This window comes from Catenulispora sp. MAP12-49, from assembly GCF_041262705.1.
Taxonomy (GTDB): domain Bacteria; phylum Actinomycetota; class Actinomycetes; order Streptomycetales; family Catenulisporaceae; genus Catenulispora.
This window is the reverse complement of sequence record NZ_JBGCCP010000033.1, coordinates 25,113-42,134: the sequence shown is the minus strand read 5'-3', so window position 1 is coordinate 42,134 and position 17,022 is coordinate 25,113. Positions and strand designations below refer to the sequence as shown.

The 17,022-nt window shown below is 71.0% G+C and carries 15 protein-coding genes; 4 read left to right on the top strand and 11 right to left on the bottom strand.

Annotated features, from left to right (window positions below; translation table 11 throughout):
* Positions 1–32: 32 nt before the first annotated feature.
* The gene (locus ABIA35_RS38775; protein ID WP_370361244.1) at positions 33–944 is read right to left on the bottom strand and encodes an NAD-dependent epimerase/dehydratase family protein; all 912 of its coding nucleotides are present in this window, start codon (positions 942–944) and stop codon (positions 33–35) included.
* A gap of 136 nt (positions 945–1,080) precedes the next feature.
* Here ABIA35_RS38775 and ABIA35_RS38770 point away from each other — a divergent pair, with 136 nt between their 5' ends.
* The gene (locus ABIA35_RS38770; RefSeq protein ID WP_370361243.1) at positions 1,081–2,112 is read left to right on the top strand and encodes a GlxA family transcriptional regulator; all 1,032 of its coding nucleotides are present in this window, start codon (positions 1,081–1,083) and stop codon (positions 2,110–2,112) included.
* 19 nt (positions 2,113–2,131) lie between these two features.
* On the opposite strand, the gene ABIA35_RS38765 is transcribed toward ABIA35_RS38770, so the two are convergent.
* From ABIA35_RS38765 to ABIA35_RS38755, 3 genes are all read right to left on the bottom strand, one after another.
* Positions 2,132–3,592, bottom strand: a complete 1,461-nt coding sequence (locus ABIA35_RS38765; protein ID WP_370361242.1) for a catalase — start codon at positions 3,590–3,592, stop codon at positions 2,132–2,134.
* Positions 3,593–3,674: 82 nt separating this feature from the next.
* A complete protein-coding gene (locus ABIA35_RS38760) occupies positions 3,675–4,811 on the bottom strand; it encodes a Gfo/Idh/MocA family protein (protein WP_370361241.1) in 1,137 nt (378 codons plus the stop codon).
* Positions 4,808–5,668 (bottom strand): aldo/keto reductase, encoded by an 861-nt coding sequence (locus tag ABIA35_RS38755; RefSeq protein ID WP_370345106.1) that lies wholly within the window; start codon positions 5,666–5,668, stop codon positions 4,808–4,810. The genes ABIA35_RS38760 and ABIA35_RS38755 overlap by 4 nt, the downstream gene beginning before the upstream one ends.
* A gap of 120 nt (positions 5,669–5,788) precedes the next feature.
* Here ABIA35_RS38755 and ABIA35_RS38750 point away from each other — a divergent pair, with 120 nt between their 5' ends.
* Entirely contained in the window at positions 5,789–6,685 is an 897-nt protein-coding gene (locus ABIA35_RS38750; RefSeq protein ID WP_370361240.1) for a LysR family transcriptional regulator, read from the top strand.
* Here the strand turns inward: ABIA35_RS38750 and ABIA35_RS38745 are convergent.
* On the bottom strand, positions 6,660–7,298 hold the full coding sequence (locus ABIA35_RS38745) for an HD domain-containing protein (RefSeq protein WP_370361239.1): 639 nt from the start codon (positions 7,296–7,298) through the stop codon (positions 6,660–6,662). The genes ABIA35_RS38750 and ABIA35_RS38745 overlap by 26 nt on opposite strands.
* Positions 7,299–7,417: 119 nt before the next feature.
* On the bottom strand, positions 7,418–8,377 hold the full coding sequence (locus tag ABIA35_RS38740) for a GlxA family transcriptional regulator (protein ID WP_370361238.1): 960 nt from the start codon (positions 8,375–8,377) through the stop codon (positions 7,418–7,420).
* A 216-nt stretch (positions 8,378–8,593) separates the two neighbouring features.
* Between ABIA35_RS38740 and ABIA35_RS38735 the strand changes: the two genes are divergently transcribed.
* A complete protein-coding gene (locus ABIA35_RS38735) occupies positions 8,594–9,784 on the top strand; it encodes a hypothetical protein (protein WP_370345102.1) in 1,191 nt (396 codons plus the stop codon).
* A 101-nt stretch (positions 9,785–9,885) separates the two neighbouring features.
* Positions 9,886–10,404, top strand: coding sequence for an N-acetyltransferase family protein (locus ABIA35_RS38730; protein ID WP_370361237.1), 519 nt, complete (start codon positions 9,886–9,888; stop codon positions 10,402–10,404).
* Positions 10,405–10,427: 23 nt separating this feature from the next.
* Here the strand turns inward: ABIA35_RS38730 and ABIA35_RS38725 are convergent, their stop codons facing one another.
* The 5 genes from ABIA35_RS38725 to ABIA35_RS38705 all read right to left on the bottom strand — a co-directional run bounded on the left by ABIA35_RS38725 (position 10,428) and on the right by ABIA35_RS38705 (position 17,017).
* The gene (locus ABIA35_RS38725) at positions 10,428–12,464 is read right to left on the bottom strand and encodes an NAD(+) synthase (RefSeq protein WP_370361236.1); all 2,037 of its coding nucleotides are present in this window, start codon (positions 12,462–12,464) and stop codon (positions 10,428–10,430) included.
* A gap of 52 nt (positions 12,465–12,516) precedes the next feature.
* A complete protein-coding gene (locus ABIA35_RS38720) occupies positions 12,517–13,341 on the bottom strand; it encodes a universal stress protein (protein ID WP_370345099.1) in 825 nt (274 codons plus the stop codon).
* A 322-nt stretch (positions 13,342–13,663) separates the two neighbouring features.
* Positions 13,664–14,794 (bottom strand): phosphotriesterase, encoded by a 1,131-nt coding sequence (locus ABIA35_RS38715; protein ID WP_370361235.1) that lies wholly within the window; start codon positions 14,792–14,794, stop codon positions 13,664–13,666.
* 150 nt (positions 14,795–14,944) lie between these two features.
* The gene (locus tag ABIA35_RS38710) at positions 14,945–15,337 is read right to left on the bottom strand and encodes a nuclear transport factor 2 family protein (protein WP_370345096.1); all 393 of its coding nucleotides are present in this window, start codon (positions 15,335–15,337) and stop codon (positions 14,945–14,947) included.
* Positions 15,338–15,415: 78 nt separating this feature from the next.
* Complete coding sequence (locus ABIA35_RS38705; protein WP_370361234.1) at positions 15,416–17,017, bottom strand: GDSL-type esterase/lipase family protein; 1,602 nt, start codon at positions 17,015–17,017, stop codon at positions 15,416–15,418.
* Positions 17,018–17,022: the final 5 nt, after the last annotated feature.

Here is a 17,022-nt window from a genome sequence, read left to right as displayed (position 1 = left end):
GGTCCTGGGCGGAGACCGCACCACTTGATCGATCACCCCGCCGCTATCCCCGACCGCAGCACCTCCTCCAGCGGCGTCGCCTTGAGTCCGAACTCCGTCTCGATGCGACTGGAGTCCACGACGAAGGTGTGGTGCGACATGTGTGCCGTCTCCTCGAACTCGGCCCACAGCGGTGAGGTCAGCGAGAGCAGCGCGATGTCGCGGTCGGTCAGCGTCTCCAGGCGCGGCGCGGGCGCGTCGGCCACCTCGGCCAGGACCGTGGCCACCTCGCGCGCTGTGGCGTTGGTGACCGGGGCGTGCCAGGGGCGGCCGAAGGCGCGCTCGTCTCCGGCCAGCGTGACCAGGGCGCGCGCCGCGTCCTCGATGGCGGTGAAGCCGGTCCGCGTGTCCAGTGCGGCCGGTGTCAGGGCGAGCTGGCCGGCGAGGACCCGGGGCTGGATGGTGAAGGTGAACGAGGAGAACGCGCCGGCGCCGAGGAACTGCCCCGCGCGTACCTCGGTCACCCGTACGCGGCCGGCGGTGTGCGACTCCAGGGCGTCCTGCCACATCTGAGCCCTGGTAAGGCCTTTCGGGCCTGTGGCGAGCAACGGCAGGTCCTCGGTGACCGGGCCGTCCACGGGTCCGTAGCCGTAGAGGTTGCCCAGCATCACGTAGTCCGCGCCGCTGCGCTCGGCGGCGGCGAGGATCGCCCCGAACAGCGGCGGAAGTGCCTGCGGCCAGGTGTGATAGGCGGCCATCGCGCAGTTGAACACGGTCTCGGCGCCTTGGCAGAGCTCTGCGAGCGCCTCGGCGTCGGTCGCGTCGAGGGCGACCGGCTCGACCAGTTCGTGCCCGGCGCCGGTGCCGCGGCGGCTGACCAGCCGTACGCGGTCGCCCTTCTCGGCGAGCAGTTTGGCGGTGGCCAGTGCGGTGGCGCCGGCGCCGACAATGACGTGGAAGGGCATGGCTGTACTCCGGGAAGTCGTGATGGATGTCGCCCGCGGGAACACGCGGATGCGTGCGGGGCGCTGCATTCACTGTGCGCGCCGGGCATCAGGGCGCGGCAGTGCCACGGCGGCCACGTACCCGGAGGATCCGGCCATGAGCAACACCTTGCAGCCCGCACAGCCCCCGCACCGCGTCGTGTTCGTCGTGGTGCCGCCGGTCATGGCTCATGACCTGTCGGTGGCCCAGGCGGTGCTGGGCGATGTCCGAACAGCCGGGGCAGCCGGGGCGGCCGGGCAGGGCGCCTACGACCTGCGAGTGACCACGCCCGATCCGGGCCTGGTCGAGACCGTCGCGGGGCCGGAGCTCGTGATCCGCGACGGGCTTGAGCACGTGGAGGCGGCCGACACGGTCTTCGTCATCGGCGGCGGTGCCCGGCCGGACGTCGACGACCGTACGACCTCCGTGCTGCGGACGGCCGCGACGGCGGGCAAGCGCATCGTCGGCTGCTGCACCGGCGTATTCGTCCTGGCTCGCGCCGGCCTGCTCGACGGACGGCGCGCCACCACGCACTGGCACGTGCTCGACCAACTAGCGCGCGACTACCCGCGGGTCACGGTCGAGCGCAAGGCCCTGTACGTCGAGGACGGCGCGGTACTCACCTCCGCCGGAGCCGCCGCCGTCATCGAGGTGTGCCTGCACCTGATCCGCTCCGACCACGGCGCCGCGGCCGCCGCCGCGGCGGGCGATCTGGCCGTCGCGGGCCCGGCGCGATCGGCCGATCACCCGCAGCCGGCTGCTGCCGCCTTGACCGCCTCGACCACCTCGGCCGCCTCGCGCTCGAAGCCGCGCACGGACCGAACCCTGGCCGCCACCAGAGCCTGGGCCCACGAGCGTCTGAGCGTGCCGATGGCTCTGGCAGACCTGGCCGCACACGCCAAAGTCAGCGAACGCACGCTGACCCGCCGCTTCCACACCGAGACCGGTCTCAGCCCTCTGCAATGGCTGCTGCGCCAGCGCATCGACCGGGCCCGGCAGCTGTTGGAGACCACGGACCTGACCATGGACCGCGTCGCCGAGCACAGCGGGCTGGGGAGCCCGGACTCACTGCGGCATCACTTCGTGGCACACGTCGGTGAGACTCCAAGCTCGTATCGGACGCGATGGCGCGCGCCGGCCGGGCTCTGAGCAGATACTTCCGCGCAGACTACTTCCGCTTGGCGCGAACGCCCTCCTCGATCCGCCGCCCGATCTCGGCGTCCACGTTCCGCCAATACTCATAGGCGCGCTCGAGAACCGGATCGCTGACGCCGTCCAACAGATGCCCGACGGTGTTGTCGACCAGGCGGTCGCGCGCGGCGTCGTCCAGGACCTCGCGGACCATTGTTCCGGCCTGGCCCCAGTCGTCGTCCTCGGCGTGCAGCGTGTAGGCGGCGCGCACCATCTCGCCGTCCACGGGCCAGCCCGCGGGTTCCGGTGAGCGGGCGGGGTCGGCCTGCGGGCCGCCCTTGGAGTTCGGCGCGTACACCGGGTCGGTGGCGTAGTGGTAGCGCATGCGGCCGGCCGTGTTGTAGTTGTGCGGCGGGGTGAGGGGGGCGTTGACCGGCAGCTGGCTGTAGTTGACGCCGATGCGGGCGCGGTGGGCGTCGGCGTAGGAGAACATGCGGGCCAGCAGCATCTTGTCCGGGCTCGGCCCGATGCCGGGGATCAGGTTGTTGGGCTGGACCGCCAGCTGCTCGATCTGCGAGTGGTAGTCGACGGGGTTGCGGTCCAGGGTCATCCGGCCGACCTCGATGAGCGGGAAGTCGCTGTGCGGCCACACCTTCGTCAGGTCGAAGGGGTTGAAGCGGTAGCCGGGGGCCTCGGTGTATGGCATGACCTGGACCTTCAGCGTCCACGACGGGTTCTCGCCGTGCTCGATGGCGGTCCACAGGTCGCGCACGTGGTAGTCGCTGTCCGAACCGGCCAGCGCGTCGGCGTCGGCCTGGGTCAGGAACTCCACGCCCTGGTCGGTGAGGAAGTGGTACTTGACCCAGGACTTCTCGCCGGAGGCGCTGATCCACATGTAGGTGTGGCTCGAATACCCGTTCATGTGCCGCCAGGAGCGCGGGATGCCGCGGTCCCCCATCAGCCAGGTGACCTGGTGCGCCGACTCCGGGGACAGGGTCCAGAAGTCCCACTGCATGTCGTGGTCGCGCAGGTTGTTGTCGGCGCGGCGCTTCTGGGAGCGGATGAAGTGCTGGAACTTCAACGGGTCGCGCATGAAGAAGACCGGGGTGTTGTTCCCGACCATGTCGTAGATGCCGTCGGCGGTGTAGAACTTCAGCGCGAAGCCTCGCGGGTCACGCCAGGTGTCCGGGCTGCCGTGCTCGCCGGCGACGGTGGAGAACCGGGCCACCATGTCGGTGGTGGTGCCCGGCTGGAACACCACGGCCTTGGTGTAGGCGCTGACGTCGCCGGTGACCACGAAGTGGCCGAAGGCGCCGCCGCCCTTGGCGTGCGGCTGGCGCTCGGGGACCCGTTCCCGGTTGAAGTTGGCCATCTGCTCGATCAGGTAGTTGTCGTGCAGCAGGATGGGGCCGTCCGGGCCGGCGGTGAGCGAGTGCTCGTCACTGGCGACCGGGGTCCCCGAATCGGTGGTCGTCGGGTTGGGCTGCGCGCCTGTCATCGTCGTCCTCTCCTCGCGAACCGGGCCGAGTCCCACCCTTATGTACGCGATGACATCCGGCAAACGGAGTGAAAAGGAGAATTCACCGGCCCCAGGGCTCGACCTCGGTCTGCACCTGCTCCCCGGTCGCCGACGCCCGGTCGATGGCCAGGGAGAGCAGATGGTCCTGACACGCCTCGGCCAGCGGATAGGGCGCCGGACCCTCGCCGCGCACCCAGGACGCGGTCGCGGTCAGCAGCGTCGCGATCGCGATCTCCTCGTCCATCAGCCGCAGCCCGGCGAACGGGTTGTGCCACACCACCTCCCCGTCGAAGGACAGGTGCTCGGTGTCGTGGCCGTCCAGGTTGAGGTCGTGCCCGAGCTGCGAGCGCACCAGCGACGAGCGCAGGACGGTGCGCGGTCCGCCCCAGCGCACGACCGTGTCGTCGGCGATCTCCCCGAGGCTGCCGCGGATCAGGATCCGGCGCAGGCGCAGGCGGTTGTGCCACTGGTTGTCAGTGAAGTCGTACAGACCCGACCGGCCGTCGCCGAAGTCGAGCGTGGCCAGGGTGGTCGTGGCCTCCTTCGGCGTCTCGTCGTCGGTCCAGCCCGCGCGCGTCAGCGGATCGACGAGCGGCGCGGCGAAGGCCGAGGCCCGGACCCGCACCGGCCCGAACCCGGCGTCCAGCAGGCCCCTGATCATCGAGACGGCGTGATAGCCGTGCGTGGAGGAGACCTGGACGGAGCTCGCCCGGCCGATCACACCCCGCCGCACCAGCTCACGCCGCGCCGCATGCCCGGGCAGCAGCAGGTACTGCTCGGCCACCTGCACCAACTGCCGGCCCCCGACCTCGGCCCACAGCGCCCGCAGCCCCTCGGCGTCCGGCGCGGGCGGCGTCTCGGCCAGGACCGGGACCCCGGCGCCCACGACGGCGGCGGTGACCTCCGGCGTCGCCGGCCACGGCACGGAGACGACGACGAAGTCAGGGTGCTGCTTCGCGATGAGCTCGGCCGGCGAGAGATACACGGGCACACCCCACCGCCGCGCGACCTCCTGCGCACTGCCGGCCCGCCGCACCGCCGCGCCGACCAGCACAAGCCGCTCGGGCAGGAGCGCGGCCAGGCGCGCGAAGAAGTCCGCGCGCCAGCCCGCTCCGATGATGCCGATGGTGACCGGGGTGGCAGGGGTGGTCGGGCTGCCCGCCGCGACCGAGCCGCCCGAGCCGCCCGGAGCGCTCACGCCGCGTCCAGCCGAGCGAACTCCTCCGCCGAGAGCACCAGGTCCGCCGCCTCGACCGAGTCGCGGATGGTCTCCGGCCGCGAGGAGCCCGGGATCGGGATCACCACCGGCGCCTTGGCCAGCATCCAGGCCAGGCACGCCTGCTGGGGGCTCACCCCGTGCGCCGCGCCGACCTCGGCGAACACGCCGAAGCGCGAGCCGAGCTCCCCGGCGTGCGAGATGCCGCCGAGCGGGCTCCAGGGCAGGAAGGCCAGGCCCAGCACGGCGCACAGCTCCAACTCCGGCTCGCTGCTGCGGAAGCGCGGCGAGAACTGGTTCTGCACGCTCACCAAGCGGCCGTCCAGGATCTCGTTGGCCTGGTGGATCTGCTGGGTGCCGGCGTTGGAGATGCCCGCCTGCTGGATCTTGCCCTCGTCCAGCAGGTCGCGGATGGCGCCGATGGAGTCCGCGTAGGGGACCTTCGGGTCGGGGCGGTGGAACTGGTACAGGCCGACGGCCTCGACGCCGAGCCGCTTCAGCGAGGCCTCACAGGCCTGCTTCAGGTGCTCCGGCGAGCCGTCGACGGTCCAGGTGCCGTCGCCCGGGCGCAGGTGGCCGCCCTTGGTCGCCACCAGGACGCCGGAGGTGTCGCCGCCGTAGGAGGCCAGGGCGCGGGCGATGAGGCTCTCGTTGTGCCCGACCTCGTCGGCGAAGGTGTGGTAGGCGTCCGCGGTGTCGATGAGGGTGACGCCGGCTTCCAGGGCGGCGTGGATGGTGGCGATGGAACGCTGCTCGTCCGGGCGGCCCTCGATGGACATCGGCATGCCGCCGAGCCCGATGGCGCCCACGGTCGTCTCGCCGATGCGTCGCGTCTGCATGGGTGTTCCTCTCCGCGTCGTGCAATCTGCTTCCACTTAAGCCTCCCCACTGGGAATTCACGCTGTCCAACACGAGTTCCCGATGTCATTGAGCACCGCCGCTGATGAATGGGGCCGGACGTGGAACTGCGCCAACTCGAGCACTTCGTGGCGGTCGCCGAGGACTGTCACTTCACCCGCGCCGCCAAGCGGCTGCACATCGCGCAGTCCGGCCTGTCGGCGTCGATCCGGTCGCTGGAGCGCGAACTCGGCGCGCCGCTGTTCCTGCGCAGTACACGCCAGGTACGACTGACGCCGGAGGGACAGGCGCTGCTGACGGAGGCCCGCAAGACGCTCTCGGCCAGCGACGCGGCCAAGGACGCGGTCGCCGCCGTGCGCGGCCTGCTGCGCGGCACGCTGGCGATCGGCTCGCTGCAGTGCCTGCACGCGATCCACGTCCCGGCGCTGCTGGCCGGCTTCCTGCGCTCCCACCCGGGGCTGGAGGTGAGCCTGCGCCACGGCGGCTCGGGCCACCTGACCGACCTGGTCCGCAGCGGCCACCTGGACATCGCCTTCGTCGGACGGCCCCGGCACGCGCCCGAAGAGGTCGTGCTGGTCGCCCTGGACGACGAGCCGCTGGTCCTGGCCTGCGCCCTGGACCACCGCTTCGCGTCCTGCGACGAGGTCAAGCCGCAGGACCTGGCCGAGGAGCGCTTCGTGGACTTCACCAGCGACTGGGGCACCCGCGACCTGGCCGACCAGGTCCTGGCCGAGGCCGGGGTGGAGCGCCGGGTCGCGCTGGAGGCCTCGGACGTGCACTCGCTGCTGGACCTGGTCTCCTACGGCCTCGGCGTGGCCCTGGTCCCGCAGTCCTTCACGGTGAAGACCGACCGCGTGCGCTTCCTGCCGCTGGCCGGCGACGTCCCGCGCTGGCAGACCGTGGCGGTGGCCGCCGACCCGGTCGGCGCGGCGGCCGCGGCGCTGCTGCGAGAGATTGCGGCGGTACGGCGGCCTACTCCGGCCAGCTGCTGTTCTTGATGATGCCGACGAAATCCGCGCGCACGAACGAGGGGTCGAAGTGCGCCAGGACGTCGTCGTTCATCGTTCCGAAGGTGGTGTCGGGGCGGTCGGCCATGCCGTCGTGGAACGCCCGCAGGATCCGGTTCTTGAAGTCCGGGCGCGGGTGGGCGGCGACCACGGCGTCCCGCTGCTCGTCGGTGATCTCCGCCAGGTCCAGGCCGAGTACGTCGGTCTCGACGCCGAGCGTCACCACCGCGACCTCGGGCTCCAGCTTGAGCGGCACCTCCGGCGTGGTGTGCAGGGCGATGGCCAGCCAGACGGCGCGCGCCTCGACCGCCGAACGGCCGTGGTCGAGAAGGAAGCCGCGCGCGGCGTCGGCGCCGTCGATCTCGAAGCGCTGGTCTTTGGTCGCGTAGGCCGCGGTCAGGCCGAGGTCGTGGAAGAGCCCGCCGACGTAGGCGAGTTCGGGGTCGACACGCAGGCCCCGCGCTGCGGCCTTCAGGGAGCCCCACAGGAAGACGCGGCGGGAGTGGTCGAACAGCGTGTCGTCGGCGGCTTCGCGGACCAGCTCGGTGGCCTCCTGGACGAGTCGGGTGTCGGGGATGGTGATCCCGGCGATGATCTCCGGCATGATTCCTCCTGGTAGCGGTTCTTTTCTCGACCGCTTCCAGTCTTGGTTCCGCACGACGGATCGGACCCCGCGCTGTGGGACAGCCATCCCACAAATCCGGACAGGGCGCCGGCCCCGGGTCAGCCGGTACTCCCGAACCGGTGGCGATAGCCGGCGGGACTGATCCCCAGCCGAGCCACGAAGGTGCGCCGCATCGTCTCCGCGCTCCCGAATCCGGCTTCGCGCGCACTCTGCTCCACACTGTGTCCGCCGTCCAGCAACGACTTGGCGTGGTCCAGGCGCACCTGTTCGACGAAGCGCGCCGGGGTGGTCCCGAGCTCGGCGGTGAACAGGCGTGTGAGCTGCCGCGTGCTGACTCCCACCCGCCCCGACAGCGCCGCCGCGCTGTGATCCAGCGCCGGTTCGGCCGCGATCAGGTCGACGAGCCCGCGCAGTGCGACCGTCCGCGGCGGCCGGACCCGCAGCGGCGCAGAGAACTGCGATTGCCCGCCGGTCCGCTGCATGTACACGACCAGATCGCGGGCCACGGCGCGGGCCAGATCCGCGCCATGGTCACGTTCCACCAGCGCCAGACTCAGGTCGATCCCGGCAGAGACCCCCGCCGAGGTGAACACCTGGCCGTCCTCGACGAACAAGGCGTCCGGCTCCACCCGGACCTTCGGATAGACGCGCGCCAGCAGGTCCGCGTGCTGCCAATGGGTCGTGGCGCGCCGGCCGTCGAGCAGCCCCGCCGCGGCCAGGACGAAGGAGCCGGTGCAGATCGACACCAGGCGGTTCGCACGCGGATGCAAGCCGCGCACCGCATCGATCAGATCGGCCGGGATCGGCTCGGTCACGAGGTCGTCGCCGCCGGCGACCACGACCGTGTCGGGCGCCGTGACCTCGGCGGCCTGGCCGTCGACGGGCAGGCGCATGCCGACCGATGTGCTGACCGCCTCGCCCGAGGGCGACACGTAGCGGATCGCGTAGCGGGCGCCGGCACGGTCGGCCGTGGCGAACACCTCGGCGGGGCCGGCGACGTCGAGCATCTTCACTCCGTCGAACACGACGATCACGACCTGCCGCCCGGGTGCGTCCATGGCCTCATTCTAGAAACGATCACCCCGGTCCCATACTCGACGGTAACAATCTGCCCCCACCCTCTTGCCACGGCGTGAGCGGTCTGCCATTTTCACGGAACGAGGGACGCGACGCGGCCGATCGGTCCCGGCAAGGAACAACCACCTGTCGGGTTCTTGAGAGGTCACAGCATGAGCAGGCTTCATCGGGCGCGTACTCGTCTTCGTGCCCTGATTATGGGCGCAATCCTGGTCCCGGTACTGGCCGCCACCACCACCGTGGTCGGCGCCGCCGGGGCGCACGCGGCCACGCCGGGCGGGTCGCCCTGGGTCGTCTCCGTCGGCGACAGCTACATCTCCGGCGAGGCCGGACGATGGGCCGGCAACACCGACAACGACAGCTCGGAGATCGACGCGCTCGGCCCGACGGCGTACTACGACAACGCCGGCCACACCGCCGAGACCATCGCGCGCTGCCACCGCTCGCAGTCCGCCGAGATCTACATCGGCGGCGGCGTGAACGGGCTGAACCTGGCGTGCAGCGGCGCGGAGACCGGGACGTACACCGACAGCGGGAACTTCAAGCCGGGGCTGGACTTCTACAACTCCGGCGGCAACCAGGGCCAGGCCCTGATGCTGCAGAACTTCGCGGCCACGCACAAGGTCACCATGGTCGCGGTCTCGATCGGCGGGAACGACTTCAACTTCTCCTCGATCGTCACCACCTGCGTCGAGGACTTCCTGACCACGCCCTCGTGGTGGCCCTCGTACTGCAGCCAGGACTCCTCGGTGACGGGCAACTTCTCGGCGTCCAACATCGCCACCGTCACCTCGCACATCGCCCAGGCGCTGCGCAACGTCCACCAGGCCATGGCCAACGACGGCTACGCCGACGGCGACTACTCGATCCTGGTGCAGAACTACCCCTCGCCGATCCCGACCTCCTCCGGCTTCCGCTACTCCCAGTCCGGCTACACCCGCCAGTCCACCGGCGGCTGCGGCTTCTGGAACACCGACGCCAACTGGGCCGACGGCACCGCCCTGCCGGCCATCTCCGGCGCGGTGTCCAGCGCGGTCGCGCAGAGCGGCCTGGGCAACATCAAGCAGCTCGACATCTCCTCGGCCTTCAACGGCCGCCGCCTGTGTGAGAACACTGTCGGCCTGTTGGAGGAAGAGGGCCTGAACTCCTGGACCAACTCCGGCGCCGTGGACAAAACCGAGTGGGTCAACCAGATCCGCACCGTCAGCACCATCGGCAGCAGCCCGTACTACATCCAGGAATCGCTGCACCCGAACTACTGGGGCGAGCTGGCGCTGCGCAGCTGCGTGCGCCAGGCGTACAACAGCGGCGCGGTGCGCGGCGGGAGCTGCACGATCGCCGGGACCGGGCTCGACGCCAACGGCGACCCGGTGATGGCGCTGCACTAGGAGACGCAGCGTCCTGACCCGGGCCGACGATAGTCCGGCCGACGATGTCGTGCTGCCGCGGCGGCACGACATTGTCGGCTTCGTTTGGGCACTCTGGATCGATGACCGATGTTCTGATCAGAGAAATCCGGACCGGCGACGGGGCGGCGGTTGCCATCGTCTGGCGCGAGATGGGCGAGTACTTCGCGGCCCTGAACCCGCACATGTTCCGAGTACCGTCCGAAGAGGGTCTGGCTGACTGGTTCGAAGACGGCCATGTCGAGTTCGGCGACCGCCAGGACATGCTGATACTGCTCGCAGAGGTCGACGGCGTCGTGGCCGGCGCCGTCTCGGCGACGCTGCTCGAACCGATCGAGACCGCTGAGCGGCAGGTGCAAAGCGACTTCTCCCGCCGGCGGCTGCACATCGACAGCCTCGGCGTCGTGGCAGCACACCGGCGCGACGGTGTCGGAACCGCGCTGATGCAGGCTGCGGAAGAGTGGGGGCGCGAGCGCGGTGCGGAAGTGGTGCTTCTGGAGACCGAGCTCAACAACCCTTTGTCTATGCCCTTTTACAAGGAGCGCATGGGCATGAGCCCTGAGTTCGTCACCTTCCGCAAGGAGATCGTTCCTCAGGGCTGAGCCCGACGACCGGGCTACCCGGGCTACCCCGGCTCCCCGATCCGCGCCAGATCCCGCAGCCACGCCTGGGCCGTGCCGTCCGACGGCGCGCGCCAGTCGCCGCGCGGCGACAGCGAGCCGCCGGCCAGCACCTTCGGGCCGTTCGGCATGGCCGAGCGCTTGAACTGCGCGAAGGCGAAGTAGCGGCGCAGGAAGTACTCCAGCCAGTGGCGGATCTGGTCCAGGTCGTAGGCCACGCGCTTGGCCGGCGGGAAGTTCGGGGGCCACACGCCGGCTTCGGCGTCGTGCCAGGCGTGCCAGGCCAGGAAGGCGATCTTGGAGGGGCGGAAGCCGTGGCGCAGGATGTGGAAGAGCGTGAAGTCGTGCAGCGCGTAGGGGCCGATCTTGTCCTCGGTGGACTGGAGCTCCTCGCCGGGGACCAGCTCCGGGCTGATCTCGGTGTCCAGGATCGCCAGCAACGTCTCGTCGGTCTGCTCGTCGAACTGGCCGCTGCCGACCACCCAGCGGATCAGGTGCTGGATCAGGGTCTTGGGGACGCCGGAGTTCACGTTGTAGTGGCTCATCTGGTCCCCGACGCCGTACGTGCACCAGCCCAGCGCCAGCTCCGACAGGTCGCCGGTGCCCAGCACGATGCCGCCGCGCTGGTTGGCCAGCCGGAACAGGTAGTCGGTGCGCAGGCCCGCCTGGACGTTCTCGAAGGTGACGTCGTACACCGGCTCGCCGTCGCCGAACGGGTGCCCCATCTCCTGCAGCATCAGCCGCGCGGTCGAGGTGATGTCCAGCTCGGCGGCGGTGACGCCCAGCGATGCCATCAGTTTGTGGGCGTTGCCCTTGGTGTGCTCGCCGGTGGCGAAGCCGGGCATCGTGTACGCCAGGATGTCGGTGCGCGGGCGGCCGGCGCGGTCCATGGCGCGGGCGGCGACGATCAGCGCGTGCGTGGAGTCCAGCCCGCCGGAGACGCCGATCACCACCTTCGGCCCGCCGATCGCGGCCAGGCGCTGCTGCAGGGCCGTGACCTGGATGTTGTAGGCCTCGTAGCAGTCCAGGGCGAGCCGGTCGGCGTCGGCGGGGACGAACGGGAACCGCTCGACCTTGCGGCGCAGCCCCAGGTCGGTGCCCGGCGGGTCGAGCAGGAAGTCGACCCGGCGGAAGTCCCCGGTGGTCCCGGCGTTGGCGCGCCGGTTGTCGTCGAAGGTCCCCATCCGGGCCCGCTCCTGCCGCAGCAGGTCCAGGTCCACGTCGGCCACGGCGAGGGAGTCCCCGAGCGGGAAGCGCTCGGTCTCGGCCAGCAGCGCGCCGTTCTCGTAGATCATGGTCTGCCCGTCCCACGACAGGTCGGTGCTCGACTCGCCGAGCCCGGCCGCGGCGTAGACGTAGGCGGCCAGGCAGCGCGCGGAGGCCGAGCGGCACAGCAGTTTGCGATCCTCGGCGCGGCCCACGGTGATCGGGCTGCCCGACAGGTTGACCAGCACCGTGGCCCCGGCCAGCGCGGCCTGCGCGCTCGGCGGGACCGGGACCCACATGTCCTCGCAGATCTCCGCGTGCAGCACCAGCCCCGGCACGTCCTCGGCCTCGAAGAGCAAATCCACGCCGAACGGCACGGCCTGGCCGGCCACCCGGATGCTCCCGCCGCGTTCGTCCTCGCCGGAGGCGATCTGCCGCCGCTCGTAGAACTCGCGGTAGTTCGGCGGGTAGGACTTCGGGACGACGCCGAGGATCCGGCCGCGGTGCACGACCACCGCGCAGTTGTAGATCCGGTGGCGATAGCGCAGCGGCGCGCCGAACACCAGCACCGGCAGCAGCTCGGCCGAGGCGGCCGCGATCTCGGCCACCGCCTGCTCGACCTCGTCGAGCACCGGGTCCTGCAACAGCAGGTCCTCGATCGAATAGCCGGTCAGGCACAGCTCCGGGAAGACCGCGACGGCGACCCCGTCCTCGGAGCATCGGCGCGCCAGACGCAGGACCGCCTGGGCGTTGGCCCGCGGGTCGGCGATGACCGTGTGGCCCGTGCAGGCGGCGACGCGCGCGAACCCGTGCTGGTAGATGGACCAGAAGTTCAATGGACGACATCCCTGAGTGCTGCGGACGGATCAAGAGAAGATTACGCGCACCTCAGTTGTGAGGGACGACTACGACCGGGCAATCGGCGTGCATCAGCAGCGTCTCGGCGATCGGGCCGACCCGCGTCCCGCGCCGGCCGCCCGCGCGCCGCCGGACTCCGACCACGATGAGGTCGGCGTAGGTCGTCGCGGCGGTGAGGAACGTCGCCGGCGAGCCCTCGACGAGCTCGTGGTCCGCCACGACGCCGGGATACCGGTCCGGCCAGGGCGCCAGCAGCTGCTCCAGCGCCTGCTCCGCACGGCCCGCCTGGCCGGCGTCGCGGGCGAACATCCGCGACCAGTGGTTCTCCATCGCGCTGACCGCCTTGAGCCGGGCGCCGCGGGCCGCGGCCTCGGCGAAGGCGACGTCGAGCAGTTCCTCGGCGTCGGCCCCGACGGTCACCGCCGCCAGCACCGTCCCCCGGGTCCGATGCTCCGGGCCGCGCACGACCATGGCCGGGCACGCGGCGCGGGCGACCGTGCGCAGCGCGGCGGAGCCGGGGCGCAGGCCGCCGCCGAACCCGGCGGGCCCACGGAACCCGCCGAACCTGCCGAGCCCGCCGAGGCCGCGTTGGCCCAGGACCAGCAGATCCGCCCCGGACGCCTCCTCGACCAGCGCGGCCGGGGCGGGACCGGCGATGCTGCGGGCCCGCACTCGCAGACCGGGGTGGCGGCGGCTGACCCGGCCGGCGCCTTCCTCGGCGACGTGGTGCGCGGTGTTCCGCGCATGGACGACGGTGAGCGGGACCTCGCGCCGAGCAGCCTCGGCGGCCGCCTCCTCGAGCACCCGCTCACCCGGCGAACTCTGGTCGTAGCCGACGACGACGCCGGATTCCATGGCTTGCGCCTCCCTACCTCGGGTCCGCACCGCCATACCCCGTTGATCGACGACTATGAGTCCGATCCGAGCCCGATCCGAGCCCGATCATCACGGCAAGACCGGAGAAATTGCCGGAACGCCCGGCACGGCGAAGGATGGGAAGTGCCTACGGGACGCGAGAGGAAGCCGGGCACGACGCCGCGCCACGGGAGGTGGCACCCAGGCTGCGGCGCGGGCATCGGCGATGCGCCGGGCGGCCACGTCTGGAGCGCGGGATCCTCGTCACCCGCCGAGGACTCGGCGGAGGGAGCGTTTCGTAGGTCTGTGTGGGGGGCTTTCCTCACCGCGCGGGCACGGACAGCAGCCGCGCGGGATTGGCGATCAGCATCTTGTCGACGGCCTCGGTGCTGACTCCGGCCTTGTGGAGCTGCTGGAGGAACACGCGTCCGAGGTAGCCGTAGCCGTACCGGCCGTGGGTCGCGGGATTGAGCCACATCTGGCCGCCGGTCAGGTCCATGGACAGCACGATCTGGTCGGCGTACCCCTCGGCGACGAGCATGGCCAGACGGTGGGCCCGGGTGGAGTCGGACTGCTTGATCGCGGTCTTGGAGAAGGGGCCGTCGGGCTGCTGGTCGGGCTGTTGGTCGGGCAGCGGCGGGCGCCGGACGTCCCAGTACTGCTTGCCGATGGAGTCGAAGCCGATGGTGACGCCGCGGTCCAGGACGCGGCGGACATAGTCCAGGTCGGGGTGGTTGTCCATGTGGCCGATGACCACGCGGTCCAGGGGGACCTCTTCCTCCTCCAGCAGGTCGATCTGCTCCAGGGCCATGGTGCCGTGGGTGGTATGCGTGCTGATCGCCAGGCCGGTCAGGTGGTGCGCACGGGCCGCCGCGCGCAGGCCGCGTTCCTCGTGTTCGGTGATGCGGCCCTCGCTGGTCGGCTGCTCGCCGAGGATGCCGGCGCGCACGCCGGTGCCGGCACTGGCGCCGCTGTCGATGTCGGTGCTGGTGCCGGTGCTGGTCCCGGTGCCGATGTCGGTGCCGATCCCGTTCGCGGCGTCGGCGACGAAGCGGCGGACGAGATCGTCGATGCCGGCCTGCTTGACCCAGTCGGGGCTGAATTCCTCGCGGTAGGTGGCCGTGCCCGAGACGATGTGCAGCCCGGTGGCCTCGGCGATGCGCGGCAGAAGCGCGGCGTTGGCGCCATATGCATCGCGGCCCGCGTCGCCGTAGGGGCTCAGGTCGACGACCGTGCCGAAGCCCAGCTCGCGCAGGCCGCTCAGGGCTTTGGCCGCGGCTTCGACCTGGGTGTCCTCGAACGCGACGTCGAACCCGGCGGCGCCCCCGTCCCGGCCGAGCGTCCCCGGTCCCACGAGCAGCGCGAGAAGGTGCTCGTGGGCGAGGACGCGGCCGAGCGCGCCGGGGTCGACGTCGCCTCGTACCGTGCGGCACACCGCCTGGCTCTGTTCCATGGCACCCAGGCTAGGAGCCGATCGTTTCGGCGGGCGCCGAAGCTTCCGTGTCGCTACCTCGCCGCCACCACGCTGATCCCGGCCCTCCCGGCAGCCGAAGCCGCCGGGAGGCGCTGATAGCCGCAAAGCCCTGAATCCTGAAAGCCGACCTCAGCCGCCCATCGCCTCCGCGCTGATCTGCTCGAACTGGGCGCCCATCGCCTCGGCGAGGGCCTGGGCGCCGGACAGGGGGCGGACCATGACCATGAAGTCGTCGATGCGGCCGTCCTCGTCGAAGTGCAGGAAGTCGCAGCCGTTGACCTGCTTGCCGTTCACGGTCGCGGTGAAGACCAGGGCGTGGTCGCGGCCGTCGGCGCCGGCGATCTCGCGCACGTACTGGAAGTCCTCGAAGACCCGCAGCACGCCGCGCAGGATCGCCGCGGTGATGGCCTTGCCCGGGTACGGCTTGAAGGCGACGGGGCTGGTGAACACGACGTTCTCGGCGAGCATCGCCTCGATCGCGGCCGTGTCGCGGGCCTCCACCGCTGCGCGGAACGGGTGCATCGGCGCTCCTGAGTGTGCGAGCTGAGCTACTGCTCAGTAGGGTTCGGTTGGGACCGACAATAGCCCAGCCCGCCCGCCTCAGTCCTGGATCAGGTCGAACGTCTCCCACCCCCCGATCGCCGTCCGGTTCGCGATCAGCGCCGAGGCGCCGGCGTTCTCCGCGGTGACGATGTCCCCGTCGGCATGGGCCCGCAGGCTGACCGTCCCGCCGACGTTGTCGATCAGGTCGAACGACTCCCACGGCCCGATCGCCGTCCGGTTGGCGATCAACGGCGCGGCGCCGGCGTTGTCGGCCGTCACGATGTCGCCGTTCGCATGCGCCCGCAGGCTCACGCTGCCGTCCGGATTGCTGATCAGGTCGAACGACTCCCACGGCCCCACCGCCGTCCGGTTGGCGATCAGCGGCGCGGCGCCCGCGTTGTCCGCCGTCACGATCATGCCGTTGGCATGCGCCCGGAAGCTGACGACCGGAGTCGCCGCCGGAGCACCGAACAGCGCCAGGTTCACCGCGTTCGCGATCGCCTGCAGCCCGGCCTCGTTCGGGTGCAGGTGGTCGCCGCTGTCGTACGCCGGGAGGTAGGTGCTCGGGTTCGCCGGGTCGTGCGCAGCGGCGTCCTGGTCGATCACCCCGTCGCAGCCGTTGCCCGAACTGCGCACCCAGGCGTTGAAAGCCTCCCGCGCCGTCTCCCCCTGCTGCGTCCAGTACGAAGCACCCTGATACGGCGTCAGCGTCGAGCACAGGAACTTCACCCCGTGCTGGTGCGCCAGCGAGGCCAGCTGCTGGGCACCGGCGATGAGCTGGCCGGACGTCGGCGGCGGACTGGTCGAGCCCAGATCGTTGATGGGATCGTCGGAGAAGATCACCCACTGCACCCCGGGCTGCGCCAGCACATCCCGCGCGAACCGGTTGAGCGCACTCTGCCCGGCCCCGTCGACCAGCAGCCGGTTGCCGCTGATCCCCTGGTTCAGCACCCCGATCTGGTGCCCGGTCTGGGCCAGACGCACCGCCAGGTCGTTCGGCCAGCGCCGGTTGGAGTCCGCCGAGGACGCGACCCCGTCGGTGATCGACGCCCCGAGCGTCACCACAGCACCCTGCGACGCCGGGTTCTGCACATCGAGGTTGGTCAGGAAGTAGTAGCTCCCGGTCGTCTGCGGACTGGCCAGGCCGCCGCTCCCGCTGACGTCACCGGCCGCGACGTAGGTGGTCGCCGTCCCCTGCTGGTGATACGTCGAGGGCCCGGTCCCGGCCGGCAGGTAGATGCTGACCGCGACATCCGACAACGCCGACACCGAGAACGCGATCGGATCACTGATCGCCACGGCACCGGCCGGGACGCTCATCGAGGCCTGACCCCCGAACGTGACCACCCGGTCGGTCCCGGCGACGATCGACGACCCGGACGAGCGCACCGCGATGTGCACATCGGCGATCGCCAACGCCTGCCCGCCGAACACATTCGAGATCTGCAACCGCGCCGACGTCCCGCCGATGCTGGTGTGCACGATCTGGCGCAGCGTCTGCTGGTTGAAGGAGGCGCCGCCGCTTTGCGGAGACACCGCCCACGTCCCGGTCCACGATCCGGTCAGGACCGGAGCCGGCGATGCACTCGCAGCGGGCATCAGGGATGTCACCAATGCGGTGAGTAGTGCGACGACGGCCGAGGCGACTCGAGTTCTCATGAATC